This is a genomic window from Arthrobacter sp. MYb23, assembly GCF_002979775.1.
Classification (GTDB): domain Bacteria; phylum Actinomycetota; class Actinomycetes; order Actinomycetales; family Micrococcaceae; genus Arthrobacter.
Genome location: NZ_PCPR01000006.1, coordinates 143,486 through 164,426, shown reverse-complemented (window position 1 = coordinate 164,426; position 20,941 = coordinate 143,486). Strand labels below are relative to the sequence as shown.

Sequence of the window (20,941 nt, the reverse complement as noted above, 5' to 3'; positions counted from 1 at the left end):
ATGAACACCCTTGAACTCAGCTCGTCCCTTGAACTCAGCACTACGACGGCGGACCTCACCGCCCCGATCATCTCCCGTTCCGATGTCCTGGTAGTTGGAGGTGGTCCCGCCGGCGTCGCCGCCGCCGTTACCGCCGCCCGCTCCGGCGCCAAAGTCACGTTGTTGGAACGCTACTCATCCTTGGGTGGCCTGGCCTCCGGCGGCATGGTCCTGGTGCTCGATGACATGATCAACGGCCAGGAAATCACCGTCGCGGGCATCGTCTCCGAGTACGTTGAACGCCTCCAGAAGTTGGGCCTGGCAATTGTCCCGCCCGCTGATGACCGCAGGACGTCCGAGGAACTCTGGAACAAGTGGGGCCGTTACGGCACCTTCGACTTCCACTCCCACACCAATCCGAAGCCCATCTGCTACGCCGCTGCTTTCGATCCCGATGGCTGGAAGCGTGTCTCCAACGACCTCGTCCGTGAAGCAGGCGTAGACCTCCGCCTGCACTCGTGGTTCTCCCGCCCCATCGTGGACAACGGCGTGATCAAGGGTGTCATCTGCGAGACGAAACTGGGTCCGCAGGCCTTCATGGCCGACGTCGTGATCGACACCACCGGCGACATTGACGTCGCTTCCCGAGCCGGCGCCAGCTACGCCAAGGACAACTACCTCACCACTTTGGTGTTCCGCCTGGGCAACGTGGATACGAAGGCCGCCGAAGCCTTTGAGCAGGCCAACCCCAAGGAAGCCCGCGCCATCAACCGCAAGATCAAGCGCCTCCTCGGTGGAGCCTGGGAACTGTGGTGGCTCAAGACGCCAATCGACGGCGTGGTGTGGTGCAACGCCCCGCACATGTCCGGCTTCGACGGCGTTGATCCCGCCGACATGACCGCCGCCGAGTTCGCCGCCCGGGACCGGATCTCCGAGGCCGTGGACTACGTCCGCGCCAACCTCCCCGGATTCGAAAACTGCTACATGCTGGACGTCGCCTCCCAGATGGGTGTCCGCCAGACCCGGCTCCTGCAGGGCGAGTACGTCATGACCAAGGACGACGTCACGCAGCGCCGCCACTTCGAGGACACCGTGGCCCGCGGCCGCGACTACTACTACCCGTACCGCTCCCTCCTGCCCAAGGAAGTGGACCAGCTCCTGGTGGCCGGCCGCCACTACTCCGCAACACCGGAGGCACAGAAAATGTCCCGCGAAATTCCTCCCTGCATGGCCATGGGCCAGGCCGTCGGCGTCGCAGCAGCACTCGCCGTGGAGAACAACCTCCTGGTCCGCGACGTCTCCGCGCTGGACATCCAGCAGGGCATGCGCCGCCACGGTGCAGACCCAGGCGACGTCCCGTCGTCGAACGCCACCGTGGACGCAAGCGCAGCGGCGCCGGCATGAGCACCGTGACCTTGGACCAGCCGGCAGGCGAAACGACAGAAAGCACGACGGCGGCACTCGCCACCGGCTCGCCCGCAACTATGCCGCTCCCGCTGGACGGCATCAAGATTGTGGACTTCACCCAGGTGTTCATGGGCCCGTCCTGCACGCAACTGCTGGGCGATTACGGCGCGGACATCATCAAGGTGGAGCGCCCAGGCGCCGGTGACATTTCACGCAACTCATTCCCGGACCAGGACGGCCAGGACAACCCGATTTTCCTGTCCATCAACCGGAACAAGCGCAGCGTCTCCGTGGACACCCGCACCGAGGAAGGCCGCGAGGTCCTGCACCGTCTCATGGCTGATGCCGACGTAGTGGTCAGCAACTTCCGCTCCGGAGTCATGGAACGCATGGGCTTCGGCTATGAGGAACTGAAGGCCACCAACCCGGGCATCATCTGGGCCTCCGGCACCGGCTTCGGACCCGTTGGCCCCTACTCCCACAAGGGCGGCCAGGACGCGATCGCACAGGCCTACTCCGGGGTGATGTGGCGGCGTGAGTCCGAGGACACCAAACCGGCCATCTACCCCACCACCCTGTGCGACTACATCACCGGCATGCACCTCATGCAGGGCATCCTGCTGGCACTGCGCACCCGGGAAACCTCGGGAACCGGCCAAAAAGTGGAGGTGACCATGTACGACTCCATGCTGCACTTGCAAATGCAGGAGGCGTGCATGCAGCTCAACCGCGGCTACGAGGTCAACTGGGGCGCCATGCCCCTCTCCGGAGTCTTCGAAACAACCGACGGCGCCGTGTGCATGGTGGGTGGGTTCACCCCCGACCCGCTGGCCCGAATCTCCGACGCCCTGGACTTGGACGAGGACCTGACGCAGCGTCCGGAGTTCTCCAGCCTTGAGCAGCAGTTCAAGAACAAGCCGGCGTTGCAGGCAATCTTCCGCGAGCGCATCGCCACGAACTCCACCGAGTATTGGACGCACCAGCTCGAGGAGCAAGGGCTGCTCAACGCCCCGGTGCACACCTTGGAACAGGCCTTGGCTGATGCGCAGACCGAAGCCAACGGCATGATTGTGGAAGCTGAGCATCCCACCGTGGGCACGGTCCGCATGTTGAATGCGCCCATCCGGCTTTCAGCCACCCCTCCCACCATCCGCCGTGCGGCACCCCGTCTTGGCGAGCACAATGTGGAGGTCCTGTTGGAGAACGGCTTCGATGAGGAAACCATTGAACGCCTGCAAAAGTTGGGAGTTCTGCGATGACAGCTGTTGTTGAGGCTCCTGTCGACACCGTGACCTTGACCATTGAGAACCACGTGGCAACGGTAGTGATCGACCGCCAGCACGTGCTCAACGCAGTGGATGCCAAGGCTCAGGCCCGGCTTAACGAGATCTGGGCACAGCTGGAGAGCGATCCCTCTGTACGCGCTGTGGTGATCACGGGCGCAGGTTCACGGGCCTTCTCGGTAGGTGCAGACATGTCTGCCTCGGCCGTGGACAAGACCGGGCTGGAGTACTGGGCCGGTCTTGATCCCAACGGCTTCGGCGGCCTGAGCTTGCGGACCACCTTGGACATCCCGGTGATCGCCCGCGTCAATGGCTACGCCTTGGGCGGCGGCATGGAGATGGTGCTCGGCGCAGACATTGTGGTGGCGGCCGATACCGCGAAGTTCGGCTTGACCGAACCCCGGGTTGGGCGGTTGGCGCTCGACGGCGGCATCCACCAGTTGGTACGGCGGATCCCGCACACGCAGGCCATGGGCATGCTGCTGACCGCTCGCAAGGCAGGCGCCGCGGAAATGCAGTCCATGGGGCTCGTCAACGAGGTGGTGCCCACTGAAGAACTCGACGCCGCCGTGCAGCGCTGGGTGGACCAGATCCTCGCCTGCGCCCCCACCTCGGTGCGGGCCGTGAAGCAAATGGTCACCCAGACCACCCATCTCACCGCCAAGGAAGCCCGTGGTCTTCGACTACCCGCGCTCATGGCGGCCCTGGACAGCGAGGATTCAGCCGAAGGCGTCCTTGCTTTCCAGGAAAAGCGGCCCCCCGTCTGGCCCGGCTGCTAGGAAATCCGGCCGCTAGGAAATCCGGTCGCTAGGAATCCGGCCGCTGGAAATCCGTCTTCCCGTACTTTGCGGTTCGCACTGAAAGGAACCAACCATGACGCAATCATCTGCGCCCAAAAATCGAGAATCCCTGCCGGCCGGCGTGTGGGGCGTTGTCGCCACACCCTTCCAAGGCAGCACCCTGGACGTGGACCTGGACAGCTTGGCCGAGCTTGTGGAGCACTATGAATCCATTGGTGCCACCGGGCTCACGGTGCTGGGCGTCTTTGGCGAAGCAGCCGCCCTGACCGCGGAGGAGCGCAGTCAGGTACTGGAAACCGTGGTGGAGTGCACGTCGCTTCCCTTGGTAGTGGGAGTGACCGCTTTGGCTACCCGGCCCGCCATCGAGGAAGTCCGTGCGGCCCAAGGGATTGCCGGGACACGGCTCGCTGCAGTGATGGTGCAAGCCAACTCGGCCAATCCCCAGGCGGTTATTACCCACATGGACGCCATCCATCGGGCAACCGGGGCCAACGTTGTCCTGCAGGATTATCCGCTGGCAAGTGGCGTCAGCATTCCCACCAAGGCTCTGATCACTGTGGTCACCTCCTGCGGCTACGTTGTGGCTGTTAAGGCCGAAGCCCCGCCCACCAGCGTTGCCATCGCGGAGTTGAGTGCCGCCGTCGGCGTCTCAATCTTTGGCGGGCTGGGCGGACAAGGGCTGCTGGATGAACTGATGTCCGGCGCGGCGGGTGCCATGACCGGTTTCTCGTACCCCGAAGCCCTCATTGCCTGTGTGCGGGCGTGGCAGGAGGACGGTTACGAGGCCGCCCAGCGCGAGCTGTTGCCGTACCTGCCCCTCATCAATTTCGAACAGCAAGCCAAAGTGGCGTTGGCCATCCGCAAGGAATGCCTGCGGGAACGTGGCCTCATCAAGGACTCCGGCGTCCGAGCACCCGCTGCTGGTTTCCCGGAGGACCTGCGCACCAGCATGGGCACGCACCTTCGCGAGGCCGCTGCTGCCCTGGAGAATACCAAGACCCCGGCAAGGAGCTTCTGATGGATCTGGGAATCGCAGGAAAGACCGCCCTGGTTGCCGCCTCCACCGGCGGGCTGGGCCTCGCCGTTGCCCGTGCCTTGGCTGCCGAAGGCGTCCGGGTGGCGATCGTGGGCCGTCGTCGGGACCGCGCCAAGGAGATCGTCGCGGAACTGCAGGCTGCCTACGGAAGCGGCTCGCTGGGTGCCCGCGGTTTTGACGCGCTAGCCATCGAAGCCGACCTCACCACCCCCGAAGGCATCGAGTCCGCCGTGGAACAAACTGTGGCGGATTTGGGCCCCATCGACATCCTGGTCCTCAATGGCCCCGGCCCCAAGCCGGGTGCCGCTGCAACGCTGAGCTCAGATGACATCGCCGCCGCTTTCGATCTGCTGGTCAAGCCCCACCATGCGCTGGTCTCCCACGTCCTTCCCGGGATGCGGGAACGGCGTTGGGGCCGCATCCTGGCCATCGGGTCCAGCGGGGTCACAGCCCCCCTGCCCAACCTGGCCGTGTCCAACACCGGACGCGCAGCCCTGGCCGGGTACCTCAAGACCCTCGCTGCCGAAGTGGCCTTGGACGAGGTCACCGTGAACCTGCTCCTGCCCGGCAGGATCGCCACGGACCGGGTCACCCAGCTGGACCATGCCGCAGCGAAACGCCGCGGCACCACGCTGGAAGACATCCAGCTCGAATCCCGCAAGACCATCCCGGCCCGCCGCTACGGAGAACCCGCCGAGTTTGGTGCCGCCGCAGCGTTCCTCTGCAGCGCACCGGCGTCGTACATCACGGGAGTCGCGCTCAGGTGCGACGGCGGCCTGATCCGCAGCCTCTAGCCCCCACTACTTTCAAAGGAAACACCATGACGTCCACAGCCTTGGAAACCACCCCCGACCGGAACACCATCACCGGCCAGAACGCCATTACCGCGCAGAACGCCCTCACTGCGCAGCACCTCATCAACGGCCAATGGCTCGGCGAAGCCGACACGCAACGGATGAACCCGGCCCGTCCCGAGGAGCTCGCCGCGGTCTCCCCCAGCGGCACCGCCGGAGATGTGGACGCCGCCATCACGGCAGCCAAAGTTGCCCAACCCGGGTGGGCGGCGCTGCCCGCACCGTCCCGCGGCGCCATCCTCATCGCGGCCGGCAACCTGCTGATCGAACGCCAGGCAACCATCGCCGAGGACCTGGTGCGCGAAGAAGGCAAAACGCTGGCCGAGGCCAAGGGCGAGGTCAAGCGTGCCGCGGACGTACTCCGTTTCTTCGGCTCGCTCGGCTGGGCTGCCACCGGCGAAGTATTGCCCAGCGGCCTGCCGGACACCACCATCACCACACGCCGCGAGCCCCTGGGCGTCATCGGCCTCATCACCCCATGGAACTTCCCCATCGCCATCCCTGCATGGAAGACCGCGCCGGCCCTGATCAGCGGCAACACCGTGGTCATCAAGCCCGCCGAACTCACCCCACTATCCGCCACCCACTTGGCCCGTGCCCTGCAGGACGCCGGTCTGCCCGCAGGCGTGTTCAACGTGGTCCACGGCAAGGGTCGCGTGGTGGGTGATGCCCTGGCCCGCGATCCGCGCATCGCAGGAATGTCTTTCACCGGCTCCACCAATGTGGGCCTCGGCCTGCAGGAGATCCTGAACGCCCGCCGCGCCCGGGTCCAGCTGGAAATGGGTGGCAAGAACGGTGTCCTGGTCCTGGACGACGCCGATCCCCGCAAGGCCGCTCAGGTAGTCGCCGCGGGCGCTTTTGGGCTGACCGGACAGGCCTGCACCGCAACCTCCCGTGTCTACGTGACACCGGGCATCCGCCCCGCGTTCCTGGAAGCGCTCACGGAAGAGGCTGCCGCCTACACCACCGGAGATGGCCTCGACGGCAACGCCCGCATGGGCGCTGTGGTGAGTAAGCAGCAGTTCGAGCAGGACCAGGCAGCGGTGCGCACCGCCGTCGAACGCGGTGCCACGCTCCTGCACGGCAGTTACGACGGCGACCCCAGCGGCGCGCTGTTCTTCCCCGCTGCAGTTCTCACGGACCTGCCGATGGATGACGCAGCGGTCACTGAGGAGATCTTCGGTCCGGTAGTTGCCGTGCTGGAAGTGGCGGACTACGAAGCGGGCCTGGAAGCCATCAACGATTCCCGTTACGGCCTCACCGCCGGCATCTGCACGGACTCATTGGCCCTCGCTACGGACTTCGCGGCGCGGGCACAGGCCGGCGTGATCAAGGTCAACCGCCCCACCGCCGGGTTGGACCTGAACGTTCCCTTCGGTGGCGTGAAGGATTCCTCCACCAACACCTTCCGGGAGCAGGGCCGGTCCGCCTTGGACTTCTACACCTGGGGCAAAACCGTCTACACCGGCGTTTAGCGCCATGAGCTACGTGATCGCCCAGCCCTGCGTGGATGTGAAGGACAGGGCGTGCATTCAGGAATGTCCGGTTGATTGCATCTACGAGGGCGAGCGCTCGCTCTACATCCACCCGTCCGAATGTGTGGACTGCGGCGCCTGCGATCCCGTGTGCCCTGTTGAAGCGATCTACTACGCGGACGACGTCCCTGATGAGTGGGCCGACTACGTCAGGGCAAACGTGGAGTTCTTTGAGGAACTCGGGTCGCCGCAGGGCGCGGGCGGGCTGGGCAACCTGGGCCGCGACCATCCCGTCATAGCCGCTGAGCCCCTGCGCGTCTCCTAGCCCAAGTAGGTAGCAGTTCATGCCGTTCTGAGCGCTCAGAACGGCCTTAACTGCTACCCAGTTGGATCGGCTTAGTTGCTTGAGGCCGGCGCGAGCCGGTAGCCCACGCCTCGGACCGTCTCGAGCCAGCGCGGCGCCTGGATGCTGTCGCCGAGCTTCTTGCGCAGATTTCCCATATGTACCTCAACGGCGCGTTCGTCGGCGTCGCTGACGTAACTGCCGACGTCGTACGGTTCGTTGCGGAGCCGACGCGCAAGATCTGCCTTGGTCCGCACAATCCGACCGGTTTCCAACAGCGCGAGCAGGAGATCGAACTCCGTCCGGGTGAGCTTGAGCTCGGTGCCGTTCAGGACCGCGGTGCGGGACCCGGCAGAAACGGCCAGTCCATTGTGGCTGACCTCGGGGTCAACTTCTTCAGCCACGCTCCTGGATTCCGACGACGCCCGCGGCCGCCGCATCATCGCTTCAACACGGGCGCGCAATTCCCGGGGACGGAAAGGCTTGGTGAGGTAATCATCGCCGCCGGCTTCCAAACCCATCAGGGTGTCCAGCTCTTCAGCGCGGGCCGTCAACATGATGATGTAAGCATCCGAGGATTTCCGGATCTGGCGTGCAACCTCAAAACCATCAATATCGGGAAGACCCAGATCCAAAGTAATAACGTCCGGATTCAGCTCACGGGCCGACGTCACACCTGCGGATCCGGTGGACGCAACATGCACATCAAATCCCGCCTGGGATAGAACTACGCGTACCAATTCGCGGATATCCTGGTCATCTTCAATGACCAGCCCCACACGTGCTTCACTCATCGCTGCCCCTCAGCCCCTTCGATAACCTCAGAAGTATATCCATTATGGTTAGGCTGATCTCATGAACCGACTTTCTTCCGCATCTTTGCTGGATGTGCCATGACCCAGCCTTCAACGTGGGACATTGCCGAAAAGAAGCAATTGTTGGTTTTTAGGCGCTCTTTCCACGAACATACCCTGCGTATGCGCGTTGTCCTCAGCCAATTGCCGTTATCTGTGTGTGTCTGCATTTCGGCCATCCTGGTCTGGCTGTATTTCCCCGCCACCCTTGAAAATCCGCTGTTCCTCATTTTCCTGCTGAGCCAGGCCTTCCTCCTGGCACTGTGCATCATGGTGCCCTGGCACCGGCTCCCCTTCGCCACCTTCCTCATCATCCCCATACTGGACATGGTCTCCATCGGTTTCGCCCGTGAAGGTGCAGTGGAGTCCATCACCGGCCTCAGCGTTCTGGTGGTGCTGCCGGTCATCTGGCTCTGTGCTTCAGGGCTGTACCCAAAGTTGGCCATTGCCATGTCCTTCCTGGGACCGTTGGGGATCGTCTGGGTTCCCCTGTTCGTGAGGGGAACACTCAGCGAACAAGACTTCACCAAGCCCCTCCTCTTCCCCATCCTCATGCTGGGCATCGGCGTTTCCGTCAGTGTGCTGACCTTGAGCATGGTGCGCCAGCAGCGTGCCTTGGAGCAGAAAGACGAGGCACTCAAGGAAGCCCTGAGCGTCAGCACCAAGCAGGAACGGCTCCTCAACACCGTCATGGAAGCCCTTCCCCTGGGCGTGGTGGCTGTTGATGGCGACGGCCATGACATCCTCATGAACCGCCGCCAACGCCAAACACATACCTTGGCAACTCCCCCGGACAACCAGGACCCCAACGAATCCCAGTTGCTGATCTTCGACACCGACAGGACCACGCCGCTGGTTGCGGACCGCAGGCCGGTGCGTCGTGCAGTCCTGGGCGAAAGGTTCACCGACCAGCTGGTGTGGCTGGGCACAGGAAGCGATCAACGCGCCTTCACCGCGAGCGCACGCCCCATGGTGGACGACGCCGGGAAGTTCGCCGGCTCAGTGGTGGTCTTCAGTGACGTCACTGACCTGGTGAACGCACTTGCTGCCAAAGACGACTTTGTTGCCAACGTTTCCCACGAATTCCGTACCCCGCTGACGTCCATCCTTGGCTACGTGGAACTGATCCTGGATGATCCGAACGCCCTCGACGCCAAGGCGAACAAACAGCTGGATATCGTCAGGCGCAACGCGGAGCGGCTCCTGACTCTCGTCTCAGACCTGCTGGCCGTGCGCTCGGGTCAGATCGTGATCCAACCGCATGCCGTGGATGTTGCCGAGCTGGTGCGCGGCAGCGTCAACTCTGCGGAGCCGCGCGCGGCCAAGGCCGGCATCCGGCTCTCCGTGAATCTTCCCGACGCCCTGGAAGCCCACCTCGACTCCTCACGGATTGCGCAGGTGCTGGACAATCTGGTGTCCAACGCGATCAAGTACTCCCCCGACGGCGGGGACGTGGAAGTAGCGGCATGGGAGGACCAGGACTTCATTTTCTGCCGGGTCACCGATACCGGCATGGGAATGAACGAGGAAGAACAGGGCGAGGCTTTCACCAAGTTCTTCCGCGCCGGCGGCGTACGCAAAAGCGCTATTCCCGGCGTCGGGCTTGGGCTACCCATCAGCAAAGCCATTGTTGAAGCGCACGGCGGAACCATCACGTTGGAAAGCGAACCAGGCCGGGGCACCACGTTCACCGTGAAGATGCCCTCGTGAACATCAGCGCTTAGCTGCTCCTGCCCCGATCGTTGCGCCCAATTCCGCGTCCCGACGGCGGCCGAACAGGAAGTAGCTCACCGGCCCGAAGAAGTTGATGAAGGAAACAGCACGCCAGACTGCCTTCTTGCCCCTGATGTGATCGTCAGGGGTCTTGCCGATGCTTCGTTGCGCAGCCACCAGTAAGGCAAGGTTCAACGCTCCACTGACCAGCAGCATGATCCGTTGGCCTGTGGTCATATCGCGCCAGGATTTCTTGCGGCCCATAGTGCCCCCTCCAGTGAAGATTTACTTATCAGGCTAGTCCGACGTCGGGCGACCCGCCACAGCCTGGCGTACTACTTCGCCCCATGATTGTTCGGCGAGGTCAGCCACCGCGGCAAGGATTTCCGACGGCGGCAAGGACAGGTCCAGCGGGTACTCCACAATGTCGATGTCGGTGTTGAGGATGCGCCGCAGCTTTATCTCCCCCGGACCCGCGTAGACGAGCCAGGCGGTGGGCACCCTGAGCGCTGTGCAGTACGCCAGCAGCTGGTAATGGTCGGCGCTCAAGGAGGCACCGGCGTCGGAGGCTGCTTGGTACTTGGAGTCATAGACCACCACGGGCCGCCCACCCAGAAAATGCACGGCATCCGGACGAACAGTGATGCGGTCCGAGTCCCGGACGGCTTCATTAAGGAGCGCCCCGTACTGGAGGCGCATCTCCCCCGGATGGGCACTCATGGCGCTGCGCAGCGCAGTCCCCACGAATTCCTCGAACACCTGGCCCATGTCCACCACAAAAGACGCGGTTTGCTGCTTGCCCTCGCCAGCCTCGGCGGAGGCGTTGCGGAGGATCACCTCCGCCAGACGCAACACCGGGTGGTACCTGAGGTTCATCCGGCTGGCCCGCCACGGCGGCAGGGGCGCTCCGGACTGAAGCCGCGTGACGGCGTCGAGCTTTCCCTTGAGCTGCCTCAAGCGGCTCAGGACGTCCGGCCGGACGCCGGGAACCTTGCCCATACGCTCCAAGGCAGCCCGGAGGATGCGGTTCTCAGCGATGTCCTCCGTGAATTCGTCGTAGGAGACTTCCAGCGGCACCATCATCCCCGGGCGTCGGGAAATCTGGTCCGAGATCCGAATGCGCCCCTTGACGGTCCGCAGGGATTCCTCCACGGTCAGGTAGCCCTGCAAGACACCACGGCTCAGGGCTTTATCTGCCAACTGAGCGAGCGATTCTGCCAGCGCGCTCCACAGATCCGGGTGCTCCACGGCCTCCACCGAGTGCTCACGGAAGCCCTGCTCTCCGGCATAGCTGAGCAGGAAGAGGAGCCTGCTGAGACCCAGACGGTCCTTGGGCCGGACTTCCAGCTGCACCGAGGCCGTGCGCACCGAGCCCACCTTGCCCACGGGTTCAATCCGATACAGGCCCATCCCCATGGGCGAGGCCTTGGCCAGGCCGCTGGTGTTGATGAACGCGGCCGATGCTGGATCAAGTTTGTCCACCACTCCGCGGGAGAGCTCGTCCATGACAATGTGCCGCGGGCCGGAGCGTGCGGGGGCCCGGCCCGCCCTGGCAAGCGGTCCCGCGCTGGCAGGCGCCCGACCCGGCCTGGGCGGGATGGCTTTAGCGGGCTGCAAGTCGTTCCAGCAACTGTTCCAGGCCGAAGCGCTCCTCCAACTGTGCCCGGTTCAGCTGCCCGTGATAGTGCTCCTCCAGCAAGGGCATGAGCTCGTACTTCCAGATGCGGCGCAATCCGGTGGGGTTCTGGGCTGCGTTCTTCATGAAGTAGGACGGCCCGATCATCAAGTCCCGGTCCCAGTCGTCAATGGCGTCGTTGAGCGCGTCCAGGAGATCTGCATTGAGGGTGTCCAACCCACGGGCTTCGAGGAAGCGACGCAGGGTGCCACGGATTGGCTCTTCCTTGGGGTGCAGTTCGATGAACGCGAATCGGCGGCGGATGGCTGCGTCCATCATGGCAATGGAGCGGTCCGCGGTGTTCATGGTGCCGATGATGTAGAGGTTGTCCGGCAAGCTGAAGGGCTCGTTGGGGCTGTACTGGAGGTAGATGCGGTCATCCCGGTACTCCAGGAGGAAGTAGAGCTCGCCGAAGACCTTGGCCAGATTGGCGCGGTTCATTTCGTCGATGATCAGGAAGTACGGTTTGTGCGCATTCTCTGGCTTGGCCGCTTCCTCCGCGAGCCGCCGCAACGGTCCTGCCACGAGTTTGAAGGACACCTGGCCGTCATCAGTCTTGTCCGGCCGGTAGCCTTCGAAGAAGTCCTCGTAGGCGTACGAGGGGTGGAACTGCACCAGCTTCACCCGTTCGTCAGTGTGGTCACCGGCCAGCTCGGCGGCCAGGTGCTTGGCCAGATAGGTCTTGCCGGTTCCCGGCGGACCGTAAAGAACCAGTTGGCGGTTCTCCTCGAGCAGTTCAGAGATCTCCTTGAGCGGTTCAAGGTCCATGTGCAGGGACGCCGCGAACTCTTCCGTGAGGGGCCGGAAACCCTGCTGGACAACCTCGACGACGGTGGTGGGCGGTGCATCGTCCTCGCCATCGGTTTCGGCTTCCACCGGGAGCAGTTCCTGCAAGGCCTGAATGACCCTGGTGACATCCACAATGATGCCCGGGGTGGAAAGTTGCCGTTGGGCATGGCGTGGAAGCTCGGGGATAGCGTAGCTGTCATCGAACCAGCGGACCTTGCGACGGATCCGCCTGTTGTCCTCGTGATGTTCGGGCTCGCCAAGGACCACACCAACCCTGACGCGGCCGGCATGCTGGTACAGCGTGAGATCGCCCGGCTTCATGACTGTCAGGAAGGCGAACACAGCCGTCTTGGTGTCTTCGCGTTCCACGTAGCCAAGGTGCTTGTAATCCTCATCAACGGCATGCTGAACCACGCCGGCCGTGACGCCGGCCGTGAGCGCGCGCAGGTGTTCCACGTCCAAGGTGGCCTTCTCTTCGCCCACCCAGGCGGCAAGGAGGTCCGCATTGTCGTGATGGGTTCGAAGGAGCCATGAACGGCGGCCCGGATCTCCCACCTTGCGCCACTGGCTGACCAGTTGACGGGCGTACCAGTCAATGCGCTGTCCTGCTTGCTCGTCCAAGTGCAGGCGGATCCGGTGGATGTCCGCGGTGATGTCCTCATCCGTGTCACCTCCGGCCCCTCCAACCAGTGAGGCGAAGGCATCCCGTATTTCCTGGCGTTCAACGTCCGCCACCACGGGCTCGAAGTAGCTGGGCCACACCAGGTATTCGATGCTGCGGCGCAGGGCAGGCTGATCCTCGGGCGTGGCAGCCGCGAGTTCATGGAACTTCAGCGGGTCCGCAAGTGCTTCGTTGATGGTGGCTGTGCTGTGGCTGTCCACGTGGGCCACAAAGCGGCACAGCCACTTCAGGTGATCCCAAATGGTCCAGTTGAACTCGGCGGTGCGGTCACGGATGACGCCGTGGTCCGTCATGCCCTGGTATAGCTCTTCCGGCAGCTCGATGGGCGGCTCAACCCATGACGCCGCTTCGGCGACGCGGGCGCGCTTGACCCTGAGTGACTTGACCTCATGCGCGAGCGGCAATGACTGTAGGAACAGCAGTTCAACGGCCAGCAGTTTGGCCTCCCGGGACGCACCTTCGAGGTTCTGCCGCAGGTTGGTCATCATGGGAGCTTTTGAGTCCTCAACCCCGCGTTCAAGCCTCTCCAGAAGCTCGTCCGACGCATCTGCGGTCCACGTCAACGTCCTGCCGTCCAGCGCCGAGGGTCTTCCGTGAAGCGCCGGACCCAGCACAAACCACGCCGCGTCCTCGATCTCCTTGGAGACTCCGGGGGCGCGGTCAGTGGCAGTTTTTACGGAGGAAATCACCATGCCAACCTACCTTGTTTGGTTTATCCAAGCATCTGGATATCCACAGGCTTGCTGACCGCCCCGGCTGAGCGGCGCTTGGCGCACGGTTGACCTGCGCTAACTGCCGTCGCGGAGGTCAGCCGGAGGTTCCTCCTTCAATTCGATGGCGTCAAAGCGGGCCTCGCAACTCTCACCCATCGGGGCCTGCGACATGAAACCAACGTGCACGGGTTTCTCCGTATCCAGCCGGAACAGACGGACAAAGGACCATTCGCTGCCGTCCGATGACCAGTGGAAAGCCCACGCCGGCCCCACCCGGCTCACGCGCAGATAAACCCACGGCGCGCTCACCAGCGGCCCGTTGGCGTCGTCGGAATAGGTATTGGTCACTACGCTGACCACCATGGCTTCCCCTTGCGGAGAATATTCGAAGCAGAGCTTGGCCCAGTGCTCGTTGTCCGCCCACAGAGTCAGCACACCGGCGTCGAACGTTGTGCGTGGTGAGGCCACCATGACCCTGGCCGACAACGAGAACGCCGCAGGTGCCCTGAAGCCCAACGCCGTGGCACCGTGCTGCGGCTCTCCGCCCAGGGAATCGTTGGTCCAGTCCACGCCGGGCGCGGCCGTGAGCGTGAGTGTTCCCTCGGCCTGGTCATAGCTGGCATGGCTGGGCGATGACGTCCATTCGAGGGAAGGAAGTCCAGCTATTTCGGGAATCAATGGGCGCTCCTTGTATTCGGCAGTCAGGACATTTCTCTGCAACTTTTTCATACTGGTCACAAAAATAGTCCGGCTCCCCCAGGTGCCGGACCACCAATGCGTCTACTCGAACAACGACAACGTCAGGTTCGCGGTGTAGTCGCCGGGCGCGACGGTAGCCGGCGTACGGAGGAACAAGCCGGCCGTTGCGGTCCACTGCCCTTCAGGCGCAATTGCTGCTGAGTCCAGGGCCAGGGCCAGCAATTCCTGGTCGACCAGGCCCACTGCGTCCGCGCCCGAGTCCATGACCGTTTCCACAACGTCACCCTCAGCGACCAGGCCAGATTCACCGCCGTCGATCAATGACGGCGACCACCCCAGGTGTCCAGCCCCGATCGCCGGCTGGCCCGTGGTTCCCGTGAAGTCGGTGGATGTACCAATGACGTACCAGCCGGCGCCGGCCGGGATCTGGTCCGGGAGTCGCGTATCAGTCACCATTACCGTGGGCAGCGAACCTGTGAACTGGCGGACGGTGGGAGACGAGCCGGCTTCCGTCAGGGTGGCCGTGGTTCCTGCCACGCTCATGGCCAGAATTCCAGGCTCATCGATCTGCGCAATCGCCACATTCACGTCGACGTCTTGGTCGCCATGGTTTTCTTCAGCCATTGCGGCTCCGGCCACGCCGGCCAGTACGGCAGTGCCAGCGGCAACTGCTGAGATTCTTACGATCAAGCTTGCTTTGCTCATCGTCTTACTCCTTCATTGCGATGCGAGGGGAGATTCATATCCAGAGGTGTCGGTAAGGGAAGCGCCAGGACGGACTCTGTGCTCGTATACAGAATCCAGTCGGCGGAACGTCACCCTCCCTTCTGCCGGGTAGCGGCTTGCTCGCGCCCGACGAACAGGAGGAGCAACCCGGTCCCGCCGCAGAGCCCGGCAGCCACGAGGGCCCCTACGGGGTCGAGGCCCGTCGCGGGGAGTCCGTTCGGAAGACACTGGCCGCTACATTGTGTGCGCGGCGCAATGTCAACACTGATCTTGATGTCGGAGCCGTTGATCTCCGACGCCCAACCCGGCGTAAGCCCCAGCACCAGGCTGAAACCGACCAGCACGCATGACAACAGGATCCTGGCAGAATCCGCTGAACGAATTCGAACAGTGAAACGCCGCCGGGCGGAGCGAGGTGTGCCCCGCGATCCCTCAGGCGTCATGCTTCTCATAGGTGTAGCCGTAGGGCACGTCCGGTGAGAGTTCCACCGTGTAGGACGCATAGTCCAGCCGCGTGACCAGGATCCCTCGGCGGCCTTCATTGCGCGCACGCTGCTCCGCAGCTTGGATGGCAGCGTTGAGGTTGTTCTCCATGGTGGTCCTGCTGGTAGCCGTGATGGTTGCCAAAAGTTCAGGCGCCTCGATCATGATGTTCCTTTGAGATAGTGCGTTGCAGTGCTAGTGAGTGGATAACTTCTGGTTCCCGGCTGCCGCCCAGGCGCTGGAGATCATGTCCCGGAGCGTATGCCTCGGCTCCCAAGCGATGTCGCGGCGTGCCAGTTCGCCGGAAGCGACGATCCGGGCAGGATCGCCGGGCCGGGCTGCGCAAATCTGTGGAGAGAACTGAATCCCGGTCACAGAGGCCATTTCAGCCATGATCTGGCGAACTGATACCCCGGTACCGCTGCCCAGGTTGTAGACCGGCTCTAGGTCAACGCCCTCTTGGAGTTTCCGGGCGGCTTCCACGTGGGCCGCGGCCACATCAGCAACGTGGACGTAGTCCCTGACGCAGCTACCGTCCGGCGTGGCGTATGCCGTGCCAAAGATCTTTGGCGTTGCGCCGTCCTTCAACGCTTGGAAGACCAAGGGGAAGAGATTGTGCGGGCTGACATCCACCACGTCAAGGATCCCGGATCCAACCACATTGAAATACCGGAGGGATGTATGCCGCAGCCCGGTTGCCCGGGATTGGTCTGCGATGAGCCACTCACCAATGAGCTTGGATTCGCCGTAGGGAGATTCCGGCCTCGTTGGCGTGGATTCGGTCACCAAGTCCACGTCGGTGTTCCCGTACACGGCGGCACTGGAGGAAAAGACGATCGCCTGCACAGAGGCTGCTTCCATGGCAGCCAAAAGGTTTCCTGTACCGGTGACGTTCTGGAAATAGGTGTGAAGGGGCCATTCAACCGATACCCCCGCGTATTTGAATCCCGCCAGGTGGATCACGCCCGCTACATCGTGGCGCTCGAATACCTCTTTGAGGAAACCAGTATCCAGCAGTGATCCCTGCTCGAAAGCGGCACCTTCCTGCACAAATCCGCGCTTACCGCTGGACAGGTCATCGATGACCACTACGTCGTGACCGTCATCCATCAGCGCTTGGGCTACATGGGAACCGATGTACCCGGCACCTCCAGTTACTAGCCATGCCATGGTCAGTTCTCTCCTCTAAGGTGGTTGCCCTGTGCGGGGCCGAGCCGATGTGAAATCCCCCAGGTCGAGATCCACTCCTCCCCTGGTTCAAGCCAGCGCAGGCCGGCACCGGAGTTGAATGCGTTGGGGAGCGCCGTCATGGGTTCCACCGCTACCGCGGTCCGGTGGCCTCCCGCTGGATAGCTCGTGGTGGTGTACACCTGCGCGTACTGATAGTTGGCATCGCCCCAGACCTCAACGGCGTCTCCGTTGGGTGCTTCCAGGAGGTGCCTGTACCTTCCATCCGGCGCCGGAGTGAGATCCAGGAACGCTGTGTCCAGTTGCAACCAGCCCACCTTGGGCCCTGCGGATAGATCCATGGGCGTCCCGGAGACAGGGGACGTGCCCACGGGATTCAGACGCTCATCCACCACCACATAAGAGGCAGCGTTGATGGTCAGGGAAACGTCCTGCATGGGCGTAGCTCCAACCCGCATGTACGGGTGTGAACCAATGGCCGCAGGGGCGGGCATGGCTGACTTGTTGGTCAGCGCGTGGGTGACCGTGAGCCCCTGCGGGGATACCGAATACGTGGTCTGCACGTCCACAGCGAACGGATAGCCTTCGCTCGGATAGATCCGAACCTGCAGCGTCAGCTCGCTGCCGGACCGGTGGACCAGCGTGTGGGGACGGAGCTTGACGAGACCATGAATCGCGTTGCCGCGCTCGGGTTCGCTGATGGCCAGCTGGAGGTCTTTCCCGTCATAGGACCAGCGCCCATCCCGGACCCTGTTGGGCCAAGGAATGAGGATCTCGCCCTCACAATGTTTGGGGAGACCGAACTCGGGAAACTCCTCGATCAACGGCTCGCCGTCCACGGTGAGGCTGCGGATGGTGCCGCCGAGCTCAGTGATGACTGCCGAGACCACGTGGCCATCTGGCCCCGGTTCCGCGGAAATCCGGAACTGCCGGCCGGTCGGAGCAGCAATTCCTGCCGTTGTTGCTTGAGTCAGTGTCATGGTCAGAACTCCGTATGGCCCAGATCGTGGCTGGCCACGAAGGAAACGGAGCTGCGGGTGGCTGCTTGGAGTTCGAGCACGGTGATGGTGTTGCCGTGCTTTCTCAGGAGGGAGCCTGGAACGTAAAGCGTGGCCTGCGGTCCTCGCGACCAGTACCGTCCCAGGCAGAAGCCGTTGATCCACACCACTCCTTTGGTCCAGCCCTTGGTGGAAAGGAAAGTATCGCCACCGCCGGGGAGGTCAAAAGTCCCATGGACAAAGACAGGCCCGGACACTGGTACGTCAGGAAGGGAGGGTTGTTCCTCCAATGCCGCTGAGACTGGAACTGCGTCGTCGAGTTCCAAGGGAAGGATGTCCCAGTTCCAGAGAGTTTCTCCGTTGATCCGGGCATTTCCGATCAGGCCCTTGGACTCCCCCAAACGGGGACCATAGTTCACGCGCCCTTGGTCCTCCACCAGGATTTCCAGGGTGCCCACCGCGTCATGGGGCAGCGCCAGGGACTTTTCATGGTGATCCCGGGAGAGAATTCCCACCGGCACCCTGTCCAGGAATACCTGGGCCCGGTCACGCACTTCGTCGAACTCCAGCACAGCGGGACCGGAAACTTCGATTCCTCTGCGGTAGAGAGTGAATCCGGAGTAGTGGCCCAGCTCGTCGTGGGAGCGGATTCCCTCGTGCGAGGTCCACTTCCCGAGCCGGTCCAGGCAATCCCACAGCGGCAGTGATTGCGTCAGGTTTACGGACAGTGCCGAACCAAGCTGAGGCGGGGCCGGAACGTCGTCGTCGTCGAGGGTTGTGTATTTGGAAATAACCTCGCGGAAGGCCCAGTACTTCGGCGTCGGGTTTCCAGCTTCGTCCAAAGGGGCGTCGTAGTCGTAGCTGGTAACGATCGGCTGGTAAACACCCTTGTCGTTCGCGCCGTTGGTGAATCCAAAGTTGGTGCCGCCGTGGAACATATAGATATTCACGGACGCGCCAAGCTCCAGCAGCACCTCCAGATCGTTGGCGGACTGCTCCACGGTTGTGGTGTGGTGGTGCGCTCCCCAGTGATCGAACCAGCCCACCCAGAATTCAGAACACATGAGGGGGCCGGTGGGCTGATGGCGGCGAAGTGTTTCCAGGCGCTCCGCAGAGCGGCTACCGAACGAGCCCGTCTTGTGCAGTTCCGGGAGGCTGCCGTTAGCCAACATGTCATGCTGCGGCTGGTCAACCGTGGTGAACGGCACGGTCAGCCCCATTTCCCGGTTGACCTTGACGAGCTTTTCCAGGTAGAAACGGTCGGCGCCGTAGGCACCGTACTCGTTCTCAATCTGGATCAGGATGATGGGACCGCCGGCATCTATCTGGCGGGGAACCAGGATGGGTGCGAGCTGCTCGAGATACTCGGTGAGGGCTGCCATATACACGGGATCATCGGCTCGGATGGCAGCAGCGCCACGGTCAAACAGCCAGGCAGGGAGCCCGCCGTTGTCCCACTCCGCACAGATGTACGGCCCCGGGCGAACGATGGCGTGCATCCCTTCAGCGGCGATCAGGTCCAGGAAACGGCCAAGGTCCAAGCCACCTGAGGTATCGAAGACCTCCGGGGACGGAGCGTGGGCGTTCCACGGAATGTAAGTCTCGATGGTGTTGAGCCCCATTTGCCGGGCCTTCCGGATCCGGTCCGCCCATTGATCCGGATGGACGCGGAAGTAGTGCAAAGCGCCGGAGAGAATCCGATGGGGCTGACCGTCGAGCATGAAGTCCTGCTCGCCGATGGTGAAGGTTGGCATAGGGGAAATCCAATCTGAAATGGTGGAGCGGAGTCCAGGACCGGGGGACGCCCTGGAACCCGCGCCACGGCCTTACTTGGTGGTAACGGTGAAGCCCTGCTGCTGTCCGTACTTGGCGGTGGCGTCCTGCCAAGCCTTCAAGCCGTCGTTCAGTTCACCCTTGGAGCCGTAAGCCTGGCCAACGGTGTCGCTGTAGATGCTGTTGGCGTAGGTCTGGAAGGGAAGGTAGCTCCAGCCCGGCACCACGTCCTTGGACGCCTGCACCAGGACCTTGTTGATTTTCTGGCCGCCGAAGTAGGCGTTCTCGGCGTTCAGGAACGAATCGCTCTCAAGATCGGCCGTGGTGGAGGGGAAGCCACCGTTTGCAGCGTGGATCTTGGATCCTTCAGGGCCGTTTGCGAACTGGAGGAAGCCGTAGGCTGCAGCCTTGTTCTTGCTCTGCTTCAGTACGGCGTCGCCACCGCCACCGTTCTCAGCCGTTGCGGCTGCGCCCTTCTCGTAGGTCGGCATCGGGGCTACCCGCCACTTGCCGCTGGCTGCCTCCGCGCCTGATTCGAGGTTGGCGGGCATCCATGCGCCAATGATCAGGGTGGCGATGCTGCCGTCCGAGAGGCCCTTGTACCATTCGTCGCTCCAGCTGGTGACGGGCGAGAGGAGATCGTTCTTGAGCAGCTGGTTCCAGGTGCCGGTCCACTTCTTGGCGCCTTCATCCTGGAGATCAACGGCTACTTTGGTGCTTCCGTCCAGTGTGTAAGGCTTGCCGCCGGCCTGCCAGATCATGCTTGTGGTGAAGCCGGCATCGCCGGTGTCACTGGTGATGTAGGCCTTGGGGTCGGCAGCGTGGAGCTTCTTGCCGGCTTCAACGTACTCATCCCACGTGGTGGGGATGCTGATGCCGTGCTTTTCGAAGACGTCGGCCCGGTAGAACATGGCCATGGGACCTGAGTCCTGCGGCAGGGCGTAGACGCCACCGTTGAGGTTCACCGATCCCCAAGTTGACGCAGTGTAATTGTCCTTGAGCTCCTCCGCGCCGAAGTCCTTCAGGTTGACCAAGGAATCGGACAGGGCGAACTGCGGCAGGGCGTTGTATTCGATCTGTGCAACGTCCGGAGCCCCGCTTCCGGCCTTAACAGCGTTCTGCAGCTTGGTGTAGTGGGCGTTGCCCGTTCCCACGTTCTCCAGGTTGACGTGGACCTTGGGGTACTTGGCTTCGAAGGCCTCCACGATTGGTTCGAGCTGCGGCGCCCAACCCCACACCGTGAGGGTGGTCTCCGTGTCCAGCGCCTTGGCGATGTCCTCGGCACTGGCGCCTTCGGCTCCGGCGTTTGCGGTGGTTCCGGAGCTACTGCAGGCGGCGAGGCCACCCATCAGGAGGCTTGCCGCCAGAGCGGCGCCGGCTGCCCGCCGGAAGCGATGATTGTTCTTCATTGAATGTGGTGCCTTTCAGATGCGGTTTGGGAGATTCACGACGGCGGGAGGTCGCCGTCGTC

Annotated in this window: 19 protein-coding genes; 8 read left to right on the top strand and 11 right to left on the bottom strand. The window is 63.1% G+C overall.

The genetic code is table 11. The annotated features are described in order from the left end of the window. From CQ020_RS09435 to fdxA, 7 genes are all read left to right on the top strand, one after another. A complete protein-coding gene (locus CQ020_RS09435) occupies positions 1 to 1,383 on the top strand; it encodes an FAD-dependent oxidoreductase (RefSeq protein WP_105691609.1) in 1,383 nt (460 codons plus the stop codon). Next, a complete protein-coding gene (locus tag CQ020_RS09430) occupies positions 1,380 to 2,645 on the top strand; it encodes a CaiB/BaiF CoA-transferase family protein (protein WP_105691608.1) in 1,266 nt (421 codons plus the stop codon). Before CQ020_RS09435 ends, CQ020_RS09430 begins: the two co-directional genes overlap by 4 nt. Continuing rightward, positions 2,642 to 3,448: an enoyl-CoA hydratase-related protein gene (locus CQ020_RS09425; RefSeq protein ID WP_105691607.1), complete on the top strand. Its 807-nt coding sequence runs from the start codon at positions 2,642 to 2,644 to the stop codon at positions 3,446 to 3,448. Before CQ020_RS09430 ends, CQ020_RS09425 begins: the two co-directional genes overlap by 4 nt. A gap of 94 nt (positions 3,449 to 3,542) precedes the next feature. Then, positions 3,543 to 4,487, top strand: coding sequence for a dihydrodipicolinate synthase family protein (locus CQ020_RS09420; protein WP_105691606.1), 945 nt, complete (start codon positions 3,543 to 3,545; stop codon positions 4,485 to 4,487). Continuing rightward, on the top strand, positions 4,487 to 5,299 hold the full coding sequence (locus CQ020_RS09415; RefSeq protein ID WP_105691605.1) for an SDR family oxidoreductase: 813 nt from the start codon (positions 4,487 to 4,489) through the stop codon (positions 5,297 to 5,299). Before CQ020_RS09420 ends, CQ020_RS09415 begins: the two co-directional genes overlap by 1 nt. A 26-nt stretch (positions 5,300 to 5,325) precedes the next feature. Then, positions 5,326 to 6,834: an aldehyde dehydrogenase family protein gene (locus CQ020_RS09410; protein ID WP_181151827.1), complete on the top strand. Its 1,509-nt coding sequence runs from the start codon at positions 5,326 to 5,328 to the stop codon at positions 6,832 to 6,834. A gap of 4 nt (positions 6,835 to 6,838) precedes the next feature. Continuing rightward, positions 6,839 to 7,159, top strand: coding sequence for a ferredoxin (gene fdxA, locus CQ020_RS09405; RefSeq protein ID WP_105691604.1), 321 nt, complete (start codon positions 6,839 to 6,841; stop codon positions 7,157 to 7,159). Positions 7,160 to 7,230: 71 nt separating this feature from the next. Here fdxA and CQ020_RS09400 read toward each other — a convergent pair whose 3' ends face one another. Further along, positions 7,231 to 7,971 carry a response regulator transcription factor gene (locus CQ020_RS09400; protein WP_024819882.1) on the bottom strand — a complete coding sequence of 247 codons (741 nt, stop codon included), beginning with the start codon at positions 7,969 to 7,971 and terminating at the stop codon, positions 7,231 to 7,233. A gap of 99 nt (positions 7,972 to 8,070) precedes the next feature. Here CQ020_RS09400 and CQ020_RS09395 point away from each other — a divergent pair, with 99 nt between their 5' ends. Continuing rightward, positions 8,071 to 9,741 carry a cell wall metabolism sensor histidine kinase WalK gene (locus tag CQ020_RS09395; RefSeq protein WP_105691603.1) on the top strand — a complete coding sequence of 557 codons (1,671 nt, stop codon included), beginning with the start codon at positions 8,071 to 8,073 and terminating at the stop codon, positions 9,739 to 9,741. A gap of 3 nt (positions 9,742 to 9,744) precedes the next feature. Here the strand turns inward: CQ020_RS09395 and CQ020_RS09390 are convergent, their stop codons facing one another. The 10 genes from CQ020_RS09390 to CQ020_RS09340 form a co-directional block, all read right to left on the bottom strand. Then, positions 9,745 to 10,008, bottom strand: coding sequence for a PLDc N-terminal domain-containing protein (locus CQ020_RS09390; RefSeq protein WP_105691602.1), 264 nt, complete (start codon positions 10,006 to 10,008; stop codon positions 9,745 to 9,747). 33 nt (positions 10,009 to 10,041) lie between these two features. Further along, positions 10,042 to 11,250 (bottom strand): restriction endonuclease, encoded by a 1,209-nt coding sequence (locus CQ020_RS09385; RefSeq protein ID WP_105691654.1) that lies wholly within the window; start codon positions 11,248 to 11,250, stop codon positions 10,042 to 10,044. A 97-nt stretch (positions 11,251 to 11,347) separates the two neighbouring features. Continuing rightward, on the bottom strand, positions 11,348 to 13,582 hold the full coding sequence (locus tag CQ020_RS09380) for an McrB family protein (RefSeq protein ID WP_105691601.1): 2,235 nt from the start codon (positions 13,580 to 13,582) through the stop codon (positions 11,348 to 11,350). 96 nt (positions 13,583 to 13,678) lie between these two features. Beyond that, a complete protein-coding gene (locus CQ020_RS09375) occupies positions 13,679 to 14,281 on the bottom strand; it encodes a DUF1349 domain-containing protein (RefSeq protein WP_105691600.1) in 603 nt (200 codons plus the stop codon). Positions 14,282 to 14,383: 102 nt separating this feature from the next. Continuing rightward, positions 14,384 to 15,007: a hypothetical protein gene (locus tag CQ020_RS09370; RefSeq protein ID WP_105691599.1), complete on the bottom strand. Its 624-nt coding sequence runs from the start codon at positions 15,005 to 15,007 to the stop codon at positions 14,384 to 14,386. A 453-nt stretch (positions 15,008 to 15,460) separates the two neighbouring features. Further along, positions 15,461 to 15,676, bottom strand: a complete 216-nt coding sequence (locus tag CQ020_RS09360; RefSeq protein WP_105691597.1) for a hypothetical protein — start codon at positions 15,674 to 15,676, stop codon at positions 15,461 to 15,463. Between the two features lie 30 nt (positions 15,677 to 15,706). Next, complete coding sequence (gene galE / locus CQ020_RS09355) at positions 15,707 to 16,681, bottom strand: UDP-glucose 4-epimerase GalE (RefSeq protein WP_105691596.1); 975 nt, start codon at positions 16,679 to 16,681, stop codon at positions 15,707 to 15,709. Positions 16,682 to 16,683: 2 nt separating this feature from the next. Further along, positions 16,684 to 17,679, bottom strand: a complete 996-nt coding sequence (locus CQ020_RS09350) for an aldose 1-epimerase family protein (protein ID WP_105691595.1) — start codon at positions 17,677 to 17,679, stop codon at positions 16,684 to 16,686. Positions 17,680 to 17,681: 2 nt separating this feature from the next. Further along, positions 17,682 to 19,451, bottom strand: a complete 1,770-nt coding sequence (locus CQ020_RS09345) for a beta-galactosidase (protein ID WP_105691594.1) — start codon at positions 19,449 to 19,451, stop codon at positions 17,682 to 17,684. A gap of 72 nt (positions 19,452 to 19,523) precedes the next feature. Continuing rightward, complete coding sequence (locus CQ020_RS09340; protein WP_105691593.1) at positions 19,524 to 20,879, bottom strand: ABC transporter substrate-binding protein; 1,356 nt, start codon at positions 20,877 to 20,879, stop codon at positions 19,524 to 19,526. Positions 20,880 to 20,941 lie beyond the last annotated feature (62 nt).

Coding starts and splice junctions, on each gene's coding strand:
- CQ020_RS09435 (WP_105691609.1), top strand. CDS start 1: ATGAACACCCTTGAACTCAGCTCGTCCCTTGAACTCAGCACTACGACG.
- CQ020_RS09430 (WP_105691608.1), top strand. CDS start 1,380: ATGAGCACCGTGACCTTGGACCAGCCGGCAGGCGAAACGACAGAAAGC.
- CQ020_RS09425 (WP_105691607.1), top strand. CDS start 2,642: ATGACAGCTGTTGTTGAGGCTCCTGTCGACACCGTGACCTTGACCATT.
- CQ020_RS09420 (WP_105691606.1), top strand. CDS start 3,543: ATGACGCAATCATCTGCGCCCAAAAATCGAGAATCCCTGCCGGCCGGC.
- CQ020_RS09415 (WP_105691605.1), top strand. CDS start 4,487: ATGGATCTGGGAATCGCAGGAAAGACCGCCCTGGTTGCCGCCTCCACC.
- CQ020_RS09410 (WP_181151827.1), top strand. CDS start 5,326: ATGACGTCCACAGCCTTGGAAACCACCCCCGACCGGAACACCATCACC.
- fdxA (WP_105691604.1), top strand. CDS start 6,839: ATGAGCTACGTGATCGCCCAGCCCTGCGTGGATGTGAAGGACAGGGCG.
- CQ020_RS09400 (WP_024819882.1), bottom strand. CDS start 7,971: ATGAGTGAAGCACGTGTGGGGCTGGTCATTGAAGATGACCAGGATATC.
- CQ020_RS09395 (WP_105691603.1), top strand. CDS start 8,071: ATGACCCAGCCTTCAACGTGGGACATTGCCGAAAAGAAGCAATTGTTG.
- CQ020_RS09390 (WP_105691602.1), bottom strand. CDS start 10,008: ATGGGCCGCAAGAAATCCTGGCGCGATATGACCACAGGCCAACGGATC.
- CQ020_RS09385 (WP_105691654.1), bottom strand. CDS start 11,250: ATGGACGAGCTCTCCCGCGGAGTGGTGGACAAACTTGATCCAGCATCG.
- CQ020_RS09380 (WP_105691601.1), bottom strand. CDS start 13,582: ATGGTGATTTCCTCCGTAAAAACTGCCACTGACCGCGCCCCCGGAGTC.
- CQ020_RS09370 (WP_105691599.1), bottom strand. CDS start 15,007: ATGAGCAAAGCAAGCTTGATCGTAAGAATCTCAGCAGTTGCCGCTGGC.
- CQ020_RS09360 (WP_105691597.1), bottom strand. CDS start 15,676: ATGATCGAGGCGCCTGAACTTTTGGCAACCATCACGGCTACCAGCAGG.
- galE (WP_105691596.1), bottom strand. CDS start 16,681: ATGGCATGGCTAGTAACTGGAGGTGCCGGGTACATCGGTTCCCATGTA.
- CQ020_RS09350 (WP_105691595.1), bottom strand. CDS start 17,679: ATGACACTGACTCAAGCAACAACGGCAGGAATTGCTGCTCCGACCGGC.
- CQ020_RS09345 (WP_105691594.1), bottom strand. CDS start 19,451: ATGCCAACCTTCACCATCGGCGAGCAGGACTTCATGCTCGACGGTCAG.
- CQ020_RS09340 (WP_105691593.1), bottom strand. CDS start 20,879: ATGAAGAACAATCATCGCTTCCGGCGGGCAGCCGGCGCCGCTCTGGCG.